Here is a 13,146-nt window from a genome sequence, read left to right on the forward strand (position 1 = left end):
TCGTCGGGGCCCTCCCTCGTCGTGCGCCGTCCGCTGTACGGACGCCCTAGTCCTGCTGCGCGTCCACCCGGCGCGACGAGGCGTCGTCCAGCGGGCGGGCCACGGGGATCTTGCTGCCGAGGACCTGGGCCACCACGTCCCGTGCGATGTGCTGCGGGGTGAGGCCCGCCTCCTCGAGGATCTCAGCGCGAGAGCCGTGCTGCAGGAACTCGTCGGGGAGCCCGAGCTCGGTGAGCGCGGTGTCGACGCCGGCCTCGCGCAGGTCCTGACGGACACGGGTGCCGATCCCGCCGACGCGCACGCCGTCCTCGATGGTGACGACGAGGCGGTGCTCAGCGGCGAGCTCGATGACGGACCGCGGCACGGGGACCACCCAGCGCGGGTCGACGACGGTCGCCCCGATCCCCTGCGCCGCGAGGCGCTCGGCGACGTCCAGGCCGACGGTGGCCATCGGCCCCACGCAGACCAGCAGCACGTCGCGCCGCTCGTCGCTCGCGAGGACGTCGACGCCGTCCGGGAGGCGCGACTCGGCCTCGTGCTCGGTGCCGACGCTGCCCTTCGAGAAGCGCACCACCGTCGGTGCGTCGGTCACGGCGACGGCCTCCCGGAGCTCCTCGCGCAGACGAGACGCGTCCCGCGGGGCGGCGAGGCGGATGTGCGGGACGATCTGGAGGAGCGCCAGGTCCCACATGCCGTGGTGGCTGGGCCCGTCGGGGCCGGTGACGCCCGCCCGGTCGAGGACGAACGTCACGCCCGCCCGGTGCAGGCCGACGTCCATGAGCACCTGGTCGAAGGCGCGGTTGACGAAGGTGGCGTAGAGGGCCACGACGGGGTGCAGGCCGCCGAAGGCGAGGCCGGCCGCGCTCGTCACGGCGTGCTGCTCCGCGATGCCGACGTCGAGGACGCGGCTCGGGAAGCGCTCGGCGAGCTTGTGCAGCCCGACGGGACGGAGCATGGCGGCGGTGATGCCCACGACGGTCTCGTCGCGCTCGGCGATCGAGACGATCTCGTCCGCGAAGACGCTCGTCCACGAGGGGGCGTTGGCCGTCTCGAGCGGCTCGCCCGTCTCAGGGTCGATCTGGCCGACCGCGTGGAACTGGTCGGCGACGTCGGCACGAGCCGGGTCGTAGCCACGGCCCTTCTCCGTGATGGCGTGGACGATGACCGGGGCGCCGTAGTCCTTCGCCTGGGTGAGCGCCTCCTCCATCGCCTTCTGGTCGTGTCCGTCGACCGGGCCGAGGTACTTGATGTCGAGGTTCGAGTAGAGCGCCTCGTTGTTCGTGAAGCGGCTGAGGAAACCGTGCAGGCCGCCCCGCACGCCGCGGTAGAGCGCACGGCCGGGGTGCCCGAGGTGGTCGAAGACGGCCTCGGAGCCGCGGTGCATGTCGCGGTACGTGCTGCGGGTGCGGACGGTGTTGAGGAACCGCGCCATGCCGCCGATCGTCGGCGCGTACGAGCGGCCGTTGTCGTTGACCACGATGATCAGCCGGCGACCGTTGTCGTCGCTGATGTTGTTCAGGGCCTCCCACGTCATGCCGCCGGTGAGGGCGCCGTCGCCCACCACCGCGACGACGTGTCGGTCCGACTGACCTGTGAGCTGGAAAGCCCGGGAGATCCCGTCTGCCCACGAGAGGCTGCTGGAGGCGTGGGAGCTCTCGACGATGTCGTGCTCGGACTCGGAGCGCTGCGGGTAGCCCGCCAGGCCGCCGCGCAGCCGGAGCCCGCTGAAGTCCTGCCGCCCGGTGACGAGCTTGTGCACGTACGACTGGTGGCCGGTGTCGAAGACGAAGGCGTCGTGCGGCGACTCGAAGACCCGGTGCATGGCCAGCGTCAGCTCGACGACGCCCAGGTTCGGCCCCAGGTGCCCGCCGGTCTTGGACACCTCGGTCACGAGGAAGCGGCGGATCTCGGCGGCCAGCGCGATCATCTGCTGGTCGGTGAGGAGATCGAGGTCGCGGGGACCCTTGATCGTCTCGAGGATGCTCATCGGGATTTCCTTTCCGGCAGCCCGGAGGCGGCGATCCTCAGTTTAGGCGCGGACCGCCGGGAACGCCGGGAGGCCCCCGGCGCCGTGCGGACACGACGTCGAGGGCCTCGGGGTGCGGCTAGACCAGGCTGCGGAGGACGTACTGCAGGATGCCGCCGTTGCGGTAGTAGTCCGCTTCGCCCGGCGTGTCGATCCGGACCACGGCGTCGAACTCGATCGTGCGGGCGCCGTCGGCCGAGTGCTCGGTCGGCTCCGCAGTCACGTGCACGGTCTTGGGCGTCGTGCCCTCGTTCAGCTGCTCGAGCCCGTGGATGCTGAGGGACTCGGTGCCGTCGAGGCCCAGGGACTCCCAGGTCTCGCCCGCCGGGAACTGCAGCGGGACGACGCCCATGCCGATCAGGTTCGAGCGGTGGATGCGCTCGAAGCTCTCGGTGATGACCGCCTTGACGCCGAGGAGGCTCGTGCCCTTCGCCGCCCAGTCACGCGACGAGCCGGAGCCGTACTCCTTGCCGCCGAGGATGACGAGGGGCGTGCCCTGCTCCTGGTACCGGGCGCTCGCGTCGTAGATGAACGACTGGGGGGCGTCGGCCTGCGTGAAGTCGCGCGTGTAGCCGCCCTCGACGCCGTCGAGCAGCTGGTTGCGCAGCCGGATGTTGGCGAAGGTGCCGCGGATCATGATCTCGTGGTTGCCGCGACGCGACCCGTAGGAGTTGAAGTCCTTGCGGTCGACGCCGTGCTCGGCCAGGTAGTGGCCGGCGGGGCTGTCCGTCTTGATCGACCCGGCGGGGCTGATGTGGTCGGTCGTGACCGAGTCGCCGAGCTTTGCCAGCACGCGCGCCCCGACGATGTCCGTCACCGGGGTCGTCTCGAGCGTCATGCCCTCGAAGTACGGGGGCTTCCGGACGTAGGTCGACTCCGGGTCCCACTCGAAGGTCGCGCCCGTGGGCGTCGGAAGCGACCGCCAGCGCTCGTCGCCGTCGAAGACGCCGGCGTACTCGTGCGTGAACATGTCGGTGTCGATCGACGAGTCGATGGTCGACTGCACCTCGGCCGCGTCGGGCCAGATGTCGCGCAGGTAGACGTCGCTGCCGTCCGGCGACGTACCGAGCGCGTCGGCCTCGAAGTCGAAGTTCATCGACCCGGCCAGCGCGTAGGCGATCACCAGCGGCGGGCTCGCCAGGTAGTTCATCTTGACGTCGGGGTTGATGCGGCCCTCGAAGTTGCGGTTCCCCGAGAGGACGGCCGTGACGGCGAGGTCGTTGTCCTGGACGGCAGTCGAGATCTCGTCCAGCAGCGGGCCCGAGTTGCCGATGCAGGTCGTGCAGCCGTAGCCGACGGTGTAGAAGCCCAGGTCTTCGAGGTAGCTGGTGAGACCGGCCTTCTCGTAGTAGTCGGTGACGACCTTGGAGCCGGGCGCCAGGGTCGTCTTGACCCACGGCTTGGCCTTCAGGCCCTTCTGGCTGGCGTTGCGGGCGAGCAGGCCGGCCGCCAGCATCACCGAGGGGTTCGACGTGTTGGTGCAGGACGTGATGGCCGCGATGGCGACCGCGCCGTGGTCGAGCGTGAACGAGGAGCCGTCGTCGAGGGCGACCTGGGTCGGCTTCGACACCGTCGACGGGGCGTGCGAGGTGTGCGTGTGCGAGTGGGCGTGCGAGGACTCCTCGTCCTGCGCGGTGAAGCCCACGGGGTCGGACGCCGGGAACGTGCCCTCGACCGCGGCGTCGACCATCGAGTGGTCCGTCGTGGCGTAGTTGTCGAGGTCGACCCCGAACTGGCTCTTCGCGTTCGTCAGCTCGATGCGGTCCTGGGGACGCTTCGGCCCGGCGATCGACGGGACGACGGTCGCGAGGTCGAGCTCGAGGTACTCGCTGAAGACCGGCTCGACCGACGGGTCGTGCCAGAGGCCCTGGAGCTTCGCGTACTTCTCGACGAGCTCGATCTGCTCGTCGCTGCGGCCGGTGAGGCGCAGGTAGTCGAGGGTGACGTCGTCGATCGGGAAGATCGCGGCCGTCGAGCCGAACTCGGGGCTCATGTTGCCGATCGTGGCGCGGTTCGCCAGGGGCACCTCGGCCACGCCGTCGCCGTAGAACTCGACGAACTTGCCGACGACGCCGTGGCGACGCAGCTGCTGCGTGATCGTCAGCACCACGTCGGTCGCGGTGACGCCGGTCGGGATCGAGCCGCTGAGCTTGAAGCCCACCACCTTGGGGATGAGCATCGAGACGGGCTGGCCGAGCATGGCCGCCTCGGCCTCGATGCCGCCCACACCCCAGCCGAGCACGCCGAGGCCGTTGACCATCGTCGTGTGCGAGTCGGTGCCGACGAGGGTGTCCGGGTAGGCCTGGAGGACCCCGCCGACCTCGCGGCTGTAGGTGACACGCGCGAGGTACTCGATGTTGACCTGGTGCACGATGCCCGTGCCCGGCGGCACGACCTTGAAGTCGTCGAAGGCCGTCTGGCCCCAGCGGAGGAACTGGTACCGCTCGCCGTTGCGCTCGTACTCGATCTCGACGTTGCGCTCGAGGGCGTCGGCCGAGCCGAACAGGTCGGCGATGACCGAGTGGTCGATCACGAGCTCGGCCGGGGCGAGGGGGTTGATCTTGGTGGGGTCGCCGCCGAGGGCCGAGACCGCCTCGCGCATCGTCGCGAGGTCGACGATGCAGGGCACCCCCGTGAAGTCCTGCATGACGACGCGCGCCGGCGAGAACTGGATCTCGGTGTCGGGCTCGGCGGTCGGCTGCCACGAGCCGAGCGCGCGGATCTGGTCGCCCGTGACGTTCGCGCCGTCCTCGGTGCGGAGCAGGTTCTCGAGCAGGACCTTGAGGCTGAAGGGCAACTTCTGCGAGCCGTCCACCGCGTCGATGCGGTAGACCTCGTAGTCGGTGCCGCCGACCGTCAGGACGTCTTTCGAGCTGAAGCTGTTGATTGCAGACACGTGCCGTCTCCCTTGCTGGACTTCGCCCTCATCATGACCCGACGACGAGGGACCGCACCAGCGAGGTCAGCCTAAGTCGCCGACGGACTGCGGGCGCATGTCGTCGAACTGTCTTGATGTCGAGACAAACCTAGCACCGGAGGCGGTGGGCTAGCTGACGGTGCCCTGCGCGTCGACGACATCGTCGCCGGAGGCGCGACCGCGGTAGACGGTCCGGACGAGCAACCACGTGACCCAGAGGAGGCCGGCGTAGAGGGGCACGCCCATGAGGAGCTTGAGGGTCGCGAGGGCGGTGATCTGCCCGCTCAGCAGGAGCGGGAGCTGCACCGCGAGGCGAGCCGCGAACAGCCCTGCCCACAGCCACGTGACCAGCACGAGGACGCGGCGCTTGGCACGGTCCTGCCGCCAGGCGCCTCCTTCGTTGGTGAGGAGGCCGACGATGATGCCGACCAGGGGCCAGCGAACGGCGATGCTGACGACCATCGCCAGGAGCGAGATGGCGTTGATCACGATGCCGGGGACGAAGTTCCCCTCGGCCCGACCGCTCAGCAGGGCGATGCCGGCCGACAGAGCGACGCCCAGCACGCCGGCGAGTGCCTGCGCGACCGGACCGCGCTGCACGGCGCGGGACACGACGAAGAGGGCGGCGAGGGCGACGGGGATCAGCACCGACGGCAGCAGCTGGCCGGTGATCGTGTAGACGACCACGAAGCCCAGGCCCGGCACGATCGACTCCGCCAGGCCGCGGACCCCGCCGATGGCAGTCAGGAGCGCGGAGGCGGTGGGCACCTCGCCGGGCGCCACCTGCCCGATGCCGGCCTTCTGCGCCGCGGCCCGCAGCTGGGCGGCCAACGAGACGCGCGGATCGTCGAGCGGCGACTCCTCGCCGGGCAGGGGTCGCTCGTCGTCGGGCCGGGCCGTCGCCCCGTCGTGCTCCACGAGGGTCAGGCCTGGTCGGCGGCGCCCGCGGACGCGTCGACCGCGCTCGGCTTGGGCATGCTGAGCGGGATGAGCTCGCGAGGAGGCATCGGGGTGGTGCCCCGGACGACGACGATGCTGCGGAACAGCTCCTCGATCTTCGCGGCGGCCTCGTCGTCGACGGTGGCGTCGCCGGCGATCACGCCGCGGAGGAACCAGCGCGGGCCGTCGACGCCGATGAACCTGGCGAGGCGCGTGCTGCCGGGGTCGCCGCCCATGAGCGGGATCTCGGCGCGGACCTCGGGGCCGAACGGGCCGTCGACCTCGGTCGTCGTGCCGCCCTGCTTCTGGATCTGCTCGCTGATCTGCTCGCGGATCTCGTTCCAGAGGCCCGTCGTGCGGGGAGCCGCGAAGGGCTGCACCTGCAGCGTCGACTTCGCGAAGTCGAGGCCGACCGCGACGACGCGCTTGCTGCCCTCCTCGACCTCGAGTCGCAGGTGCAGGCCGTCGCGCGGGACGATCTTGACGCCGCCGAGGTCGACGTACGGGCGGACAGGATTGGCCTCGGTCTCGTCGAGCGGGCCCTCGTCGGCCCGGTCGGCGGGCGCGGACTTCGAGTCGTCGAAGACCTCGACCTCGGCGTCGTCCAGGGCCTCGATGTCGACCTCGACGTCGGCCAGGTCGGCGGTCTCGACCTCGATCTCGGCCAGCTGCTGCGCCTCGCGCTTCGACTTCCTCATGATGCGGTGCCTCCGGTGGTGTGTGCGTAGCCCGTCGAGCCGAAGCCGCCCGTGCCCCGGCTGCTCTCGGGCAGCTCGTCGACGGGGACGAAGACGGCCCGGACGACGGGCACGACGACGAGCTGGGCGATCTTGTCGCCCACCTCGATCTGGTGGTCCGACTCGAGGTCGGTGTTCAGGAGCGTGACCTTGATCTCGCCGCGGTAGCCCGCGTCGACCGTGCCCGGGCTGTTCACGACGGTGATGCCGTGCTTGGCCGCCAGCCCGCTGCGCGGGACGACGAACGCCGCGTGGCCGTCAGGCAGCGCGATCGACACGCCGGTGCCGACCAGCGCCCGGTGGCCGGCCCGGAGGACGAGCGCCTCGGACGACAGGAGGTCTGCCCCCGCGTCGCCGGGGTGCGCGTACCGCGGGGCCAGGTCGTCCGGGGACGAGGAGGCGCCGGCTCGGTCGGCCGTGAAGAGGACGTCGAGGGTCGGGGTCACGTGTCGAGGCTAGTGCAGAAGTCTGGTCGAATGGACCCATGAACCCGTACCGCGAACGGCTCACGCCGCCGGCCACCGTCTTCGTCGCGACCGCCCTGGTCGTCCCCGCGACGCTGCTCGTCTTCCTGCCCATCGACCAGCTCGTCGGGGTCGTCGTGGCGGTCCTCTTCTACGCGGCCACGGTGCTCGCCCTCGTCTTCACCTCGCCGGTGCTCCGCATCGACGACGAGGGGTTCTCCGCCGGGCGCGCCCGTCTCTTCCCGCACGAGATCGGAGAGGTGCGGGGCTTCTCGGGAGCGGAGGCCACACAGCAGAGAGGGCCCCGGCTCGACGCGCGAGCCTGGACCCTCTTCCGTGGCTGGGTGAAGCCGGTGGTCAGGATCACCCTCACCGACGAGACGGATCCCGCACCCTACTGGTTGGTGTCGACGAGACGACCCGACGAGGTCGTCCGTCTCCTGGAGTCGCTCAGGCAGCGCACTCCCGGCAGATAGCGCCCAGCTTGGTCTCGTGGTCGAGCTGCGAGCGGTGCTTCACGAGGAAGCACTCGACGCAGGTGAACTCGTCGACCTGCGGGGGCAGGACGACGACGTCGAGGTCGAGGTCGGAGAGATCCTGGCCGGCGAGCTCGAACGAGCCCGGGTTGTCCGCGTCGTCGTCGATCACTCCGGTGGTCTTGTCGGGGGTGCGCTCCTTGAGCCCCTCGATCGACTCCGAGCCGTCGTCGTCGTTCTTGCGAGGTGCGTCGTAGTCGGTGGCCATGCCCATCCAGTTCTTCAATAGTTCGTGTACCGAAGTTCGTGTACCGAATTCGGCGGGCACAGTTTGCATCACTCGTTGTCGAATAGCAAACCCGCCGAAGGGGCCTCTCGGCCGCTCTGGAGGAACTCGCGGCACGCCCGATCCATTCCCGGGAACACGCCCCTGACGTGGGACGCTTCTGGCCAGGACACGACGGTGGAAAGGCGTGCGAGATGCAGGATCTGAGGGTCATCGGGGTCGAGAGCGGAGCGCTCGTCGTCGCCGCCGACGGCGGTGCCGAGTACCGGCTCCCCGTCACCCCGTCGCTGAGGTCGCAGCTGCGCGCTGCGGCCCCCGACAGCACCCCGGTCGAGCGCAAGGCGCCGCCGCGCGAGATCCAGTCGCTCATCCGCTCCGGGCTCTCGCCCGAGCAGGCGGCGGAGCGCACGGGAGCGGACCTCGCCTACGTCCGGCGCTTCGAGGGCCCCGTCCTCGCCGAGAGGTCGCACGCCCTGCGCACCGCCCTCGGCGTCGCCGTCACCGTCGCCTCCGACGTGCAGCCCGACGGCGACTCGTCCTCCTTCGGGGGCGTCATCGAGTCGCGCCTCGACACCGCCGCTGCGACCGACCGTCACTGGACCAGCTACAAGGACGCCGAGCACGGCTGGCTCGTCTCCGTCTCGTACGTGACGCAGGAGGTGTCGCGAGACGCCACCTGGCGCTTCGACCCCAAGGCCCTCTCCCTGGTCCCGCACGCCGGCGACGCCCGCACCCTCTCGCAGCACTCGGCCGACGTCGGCCCCCTCGTCCCGCGTCTCCGGGCCGTCGGCCTCCGCCCGGCAGACGACGAGCCCGTGACGGGGCGCTTCGACAGCGGCGCGTTCCTCGTCGAGCCCGAGGACGGGCACCTGGACGACGCGGCCCCGGACGAGCACCGTTCGGACCGCCCCGCAGCGGTCGCGCGACAGGACGTCCGCTCCCCCGCTTCCCTCGCGGCCACGAACCGCGACCCCGACGCCGCCGCCGGGGACCCGCACGCCCAGACCGCCGACCTGCTCGAGGCGCTCCGTCGACGCCGAGGCGAGCGCGAGGCGGCGCGCTTCTCCGACGACTCGTCGCGGGACGAGCTCGCCACAAGCTCCATCCGGGTCATCGATGTGCCCCTCGACGACTTCGACCTGCCCGAGGGCGAGACGACGCCGCAGCCCCTCCTCCCTGGTGCTCCCTCGGCACAGGGAGACGGCGGGCAGCGCGCGCGCACCGTGGGACAGGCCCGCGGCGGTCGACGCCCGATGCCCGGACCGGACGGCGTCGTGCCCGGTCAGGGCGGCCCGAAGAAGGCCCGCGGCCGCGCGTCCATGCCGAGCTGGGACGAGATCGTCTTCGGAGCCCGCTCGGACGACGACCCCGCCTGACGCCCCGTCTGAGTCCTCGCGCGCACGACGTGCGCGCGGATCAGCGCGCGAAGGCGCCGAATCGTCGCAGCGGCACCTGCGTCTCGTCGCCCGACCACGAACCGTGCTGGCCGATCATCGACCCTGCCTGTCCTCCCGAGGTCCTGCCGTCGTACCAGACGACGCCCTTGCGGGCGGCGACCAGGACGTCCCCGATGCGGGGTGCCACGACGGGATCGACGGGGCCGAACCACCCGCTCTGCACCGCCTCCTCGCGGGTGACGACCCAGGCGCGGTCCGACTCGGCCGCGCGCCAGGCCTCCAGGGTGGCGGCGCGGACCGCCTCCGGCGCGTCGGGCTCGAAGTGCAGCTGCAGGCACCGGGGCTCGCCTGCCACGTGACGCACCCCGTCCACCAGCGCGGCGCGGTGCCCGAAGACGATGCGTCCCCTCTCTCCGACGTCGAGCACGCCGTGGTCGGCCGTCACGAGGAGTCCCTCGTCGGGCCCGAGGGAGGCGGCGAGCCTGCCCACCTCGCCGTCCACCTCCTCGAGGGCGGCCGTCCACTCGTCGCTCTGCCAGCCGAGGCGGTGCGCGATCATGTCGAGCTCGGGCACGTAGAGGTAGACGATCGTCGCCCCGGGGGCGGCGACGAGGTCGCGCGCGCGACGGAACCTGTCCGCGATCGACTCGGCCGTCTCGTAGGCGGCGCCGCGCAGGATCGCCTCCGTCAGCCCTGACCGGGCGTAGCGCGCAGGGCCGACGGCCGCGCTGCGGACTCCCCGGGCGGCGGCGTCCTCGAACACCGTGCCGCTGAGCTGCCACGTGTCGGGCCGCATGCCGGCGTCCCAGCCGGAGAGCTGCTTGACGACGCGGTCGCGCTCGGCGTCGAGCACCGAGTATCCGACCAGGCCGTGCTCGCCCGGCAGGCGGCCGGTGGTGAAGGTCGTGAGGGCTGCCGCGGTGGTCGTCGGGAAGCCGGAGAAGAGGCTGCCGGAGGCGCCCGCCAGGTGGCGAGCGTGGCCGCGGCGGGCCCCGAGGGCGGCGGAGCCGAGCCCGTCGACGAGCAGGACGACGGCCGAGCGGGCGGGCGGGAGAGGGAGGGCCCCGACGCCGCCGGTCAGCGCGGCGAGGACGGACGGGAGGACGTCGGCCAGGCTCACCGCGCCGGGGGGACGCGCCGGTACGATGGTCGTCATCGGCACCAGTCTGGCACAGCGGGTCCGCGAGCGGACCGCCCTCCCGCCGCTGCCGCCTCCTCGCGTCGACGACCGCCCGCCCAGGTGCCTCCCGCACCTCCTGTCCCAGAGAAGTGCATGACGACGACCGAGAACACGACCGGCCCGACCGACTCCGGAGAGCGCATCGAGGACATCGACGTCTCGCTCGAGATGCAGGGGTCGTTCCTCGAGTACGCCTACTCGGTCATCTATTCCCGGGCCCTGCCCGACGCGCGCGACGGCCTCAAGCCGGTGCAGCGACGCATCCTCTACCAGATGTCCGAGATGGGGCTCCGCCCCGACCGGGGCCACGTCAAGAGCGCGCGCGTCGTCGGCGAGGTGATGGGCAAGCTGCACCCGCACGGCGACACCGCGATCTACGACGCGATGGTGCGGCAGGCGCAGTCGTTCACGATGCGCGTCCCGCTGATCGACGGGCACGGCAACTTCGGCTCGCTCGACGACGGACCGGCCGCGCCGCGGTACACCGAGGCCCGGCTCGCCGAGGCCTCGCTCGCCATGACGCGGAGCCTCGACGAGGACGTCGTCGACTTCGTGCCCAACTACGACAACCAGCTCATGCAGCCCGAGGTGCTCCCCGCGGCGTTCCCGAACCTGCTCGTGAACGGCGCGAGCGGCATCGCCGTCGGCATGGCGACCAACATGGCCCCGCACAACCTCGTCGAGGTCGTCGGTGCCGCCCGCCACCTGATCGACCACCCCGACGCGAGCCTCGACGACCTGATGGCCTTCGTGCCGGGGCCCGACCTGCCCACCGGCGGCACCATCTCCGGCCTCGCCGGGGTCCGCGACGCCTACGCGACCGGACGCGGGTCGTTCAAGACCCGCGCGCGCGTGCAGGTCGAGAGCATCACGGCTCGGAAGTCCGGCCTCGTCGTGACCGAGCTGCCGTACCTCGTCGGCCCCGAGAAGGTGATCGAGAAGATCAAGGACGGCGTCCAGGCGAAGAAGCTCACGGGGGTCACCGACGTCACCGACCTGACGGACCGCACCCACGGCCTGCGCCTCGTCATCGGCATCAAGACGGGCTTCAGCCCGGAGGCCGTGCTCGAGCAGCTCTACCGCTACACCCCCCTCGAGGACGGCTTCAGCATCAACGCGGTCGCGCTCGTCGAGGGCCAGCCGCGGACCCTCGGCCTCAAGGAGATGCTCGAGGTCTACGTCGGCCACCGTGTCGAGGTGGTCACCCGTCGCACCCGGCACCGCCTCGGCAAGAAGGAGGCGCGCCTCCACCTGGTCGAGGGGCTCCTGATCGCCATCCTCGACATCGACGAGGTCATCCAGGTGATCCGCTCGAGCGACGACACGGCCGCCGCCCGCGCCCGCCTCCGCGAGGTCTTCGACCTGAGCGAGATCCAGGCCGAGTACATCCTCGACCTGCAGCTGCGGCGCCTCACCAAGTTCAGCCGCGTCGAGCTCGAGACCGAGCGCGACGAGTTGCGCGCCGCGATCGCCGAGCTGCAGGCGCTGCTCGGCGACCCGGCTCGGCTCCGGGCGCTCGTCTCGAGCGAGCTCGCCGACATCGCCGAGCAGTTCGGGACGCCACGCCGCACCCTCCTCACCGAGGCCGCCCCGAGCATCGCGAAGCAGGGCCGCGGCAAGAACGCCCCGGTGCTCGAGATCGCCGACACTCCCACGCGGGTGTTCCTGTCGACGACGGGGCGCCTCCTGCGCGTCGACCACCAGGACCCGACGGCGGCCACGCCCGCTCCCCCGTCCCGGCGGACGGCGCACGACGCCGTGCTGTCGTCGATCGACACGACGACCCGCGCCGAGATCGGAGCGGTGACGACGACGGGGCGGCTGCTGCGGTTCACGCCGGTCGACCTGCCGGCGGTGCCGCCCACCTCGGTGCAGCTCGGAGCGGGCGTCCCCGTGCGCGACTACCTCGGCCTGGCCGACAGGTCCGAGCGGGTGCTCGCGCTCGTCTCGCTGACGGCCGACCGCCCGATCGCCCTCGGCACCGCCCGGGGCGTCGTGAAGCGCGTGGCGACGGGGCAGTACCCGCCCAAGCCCGAGTTCCCGGTGATCACGCTCAAGAAGGGCGACTCCGTCGTCGGGGCGGCCCAGGGCGCCGACGACGACGAGCTCGTCTTCGTGACGTCGAGCACGCAGCTGCTGCGGTTCCCGGCGTCGTCGGTGCGCCCCCAGGGGCCCGCCGGTGGCGGCGTCGCCGGAGTCTCCGTCGCCCCGGACGCCCGCGTCGTCTTCTTCGGCGCCGTCCCCGAGGGGCAGGAGGCGGTGGTCGCCACCATCTCGTCCGCCGCCGGCGCGCTCGAGGGCACCGACCCCGGTCGTGCCAAGGTCAGCGCCTTCTCCGAGTTCCCCGCCAAGGGCCGCGCCACGGGGGGCGTCCGGTCGCACGCGCTGCTCAAGGGCGAGTCCGAGCTGTCGCTCGCCTGGGTGGGGCCCGCCCCGGCCCGAGCGGTGGCGGTCGACGGAGGCGTCCGGTCGCTCCCCGAGACGCTCGTGCGTCGCGACGCGTCCGGCACGCCCCTGGAGGCGGTCGTCGCCGCGGTGGGCGCGTCGCTGGCCCACGTCACCGACGCCGCGACGGGAGCGCCCGCGGGCACCGAGCCCGAGTGAGGACGGCCCGCCAGCCCGGCCAGCTGCCGGGTGGCCAGATGCGTGGGGTGGCCAGATGCGCGGGTCGGCCTGACCGCGTTCCGGCCTGGCGGGCGGTCTGGCCGCACGGGCGGTCAGCGC

Annotated in this window: 10 protein-coding genes; 3 read left to right on the forward strand and 7 right to left on the reverse strand. The window is 71.9% G+C overall.

Features of this window, described 5'->3' with window-relative positions; translation table 11 throughout:
• Positions 1–46: 46 nt before the first annotated feature.
• From dxs to dut, 5 genes are all read right to left on the reverse strand, one after another.
• Complete coding sequence (gene dxs / locus EDF20_RS02250) at positions 47–1,987, reverse strand: 1-deoxy-D-xylulose-5-phosphate synthase (protein ID WP_123546001.1); 1,941 nt, start codon at positions 1,985–1,987, stop codon at positions 47–49.
• Between the two features lie 118 nt (positions 1,988–2,105).
• Complete coding sequence (locus EDF20_RS02255) at positions 2,106–4,922, reverse strand: aconitate hydratase (RefSeq protein ID WP_133737578.1); 2,817 nt, start codon at positions 4,920–4,922, stop codon at positions 2,106–2,108.
• 150 nt (positions 4,923–5,072) lie between these two features.
• Positions 5,073–5,861 carry a DUF3159 domain-containing protein gene (locus tag EDF20_RS02260; protein WP_133737579.1) on the reverse strand — a complete coding sequence of 263 codons (789 nt, stop codon included), beginning with the start codon at positions 5,859–5,861 and terminating at the stop codon, positions 5,073–5,075.
• A 5-nt stretch (positions 5,862–5,866) separates the two neighbouring features.
• Entirely contained in the window at positions 5,867–6,580 is a 714-nt protein-coding gene (locus EDF20_RS02265; protein WP_123546007.1) for a DUF3710 domain-containing protein, read from the reverse strand.
• Positions 6,577–6,999, reverse strand: a complete 423-nt coding sequence (gene dut / locus EDF20_RS02270) for a dUTP diphosphatase (protein ID WP_123547234.1) — start codon at positions 6,997–6,999, stop codon at positions 6,577–6,579. Before dut ends, EDF20_RS02265 begins: the two co-directional genes overlap by 4 nt.
• Before the next feature lie 104 nt (positions 7,000–7,103).
• Here dut and EDF20_RS02275 point away from each other — a divergent pair, with 104 nt between their 5' ends.
• The gene (locus tag EDF20_RS02275) at positions 7,104–7,559 is read left to right on the forward strand and encodes a DUF3093 domain-containing protein (protein WP_123546009.1); all 456 of its coding nucleotides are present in this window, start codon (positions 7,104–7,106) and stop codon (positions 7,557–7,559) included.
• Here the strand turns inward: EDF20_RS02275 and EDF20_RS02280 are convergent.
• A complete protein-coding gene (locus EDF20_RS02280) occupies positions 7,534–7,827 on the reverse strand; it encodes a DUF4193 domain-containing protein (protein ID WP_123547235.1) in 294 nt (97 codons plus the stop codon). The two genes, EDF20_RS02275 and EDF20_RS02280, sit on opposite strands and share 26 nt — an antisense overlap.
• Positions 7,828–8,039: 212 nt before the next feature.
• Between EDF20_RS02280 and sepH the strand changes: the two genes are divergently transcribed.
• A complete protein-coding gene (gene sepH, locus EDF20_RS02285) occupies positions 8,040–9,221 on the forward strand; it encodes a septation protein SepH (RefSeq protein ID WP_123546011.1) in 1,182 nt (393 codons plus the stop codon).
• A gap of 40 nt (positions 9,222–9,261) precedes the next feature.
• On the opposite strand, the gene EDF20_RS02290 is transcribed toward sepH, so the two are convergent.
• Entirely contained in the window at positions 9,262–10,398 is a 1,137-nt protein-coding gene (locus EDF20_RS02290; protein ID WP_133737580.1) for an alkaline phosphatase family protein, read from the reverse strand.
• Positions 10,399–10,515: 117 nt separating this feature from the next.
• Here EDF20_RS02290 and EDF20_RS02295 point away from each other — a divergent pair, with 117 nt between their 5' ends.
• Positions 10,516–13,026, forward strand: coding sequence for a DNA topoisomerase IV subunit A (locus EDF20_RS02295; RefSeq protein ID WP_133737581.1), 2,511 nt, complete (start codon positions 10,516–10,518; stop codon positions 13,024–13,026).
• Positions 13,027–13,146: the final 120 nt, after the last annotated feature.

The organism is Frigoribacterium sp. PhB116 (genome assembly GCF_004364285.1).
Lineage (GTDB): Bacteria > Actinomycetota > Actinomycetes > Actinomycetales > Microbacteriaceae > Frigoribacterium.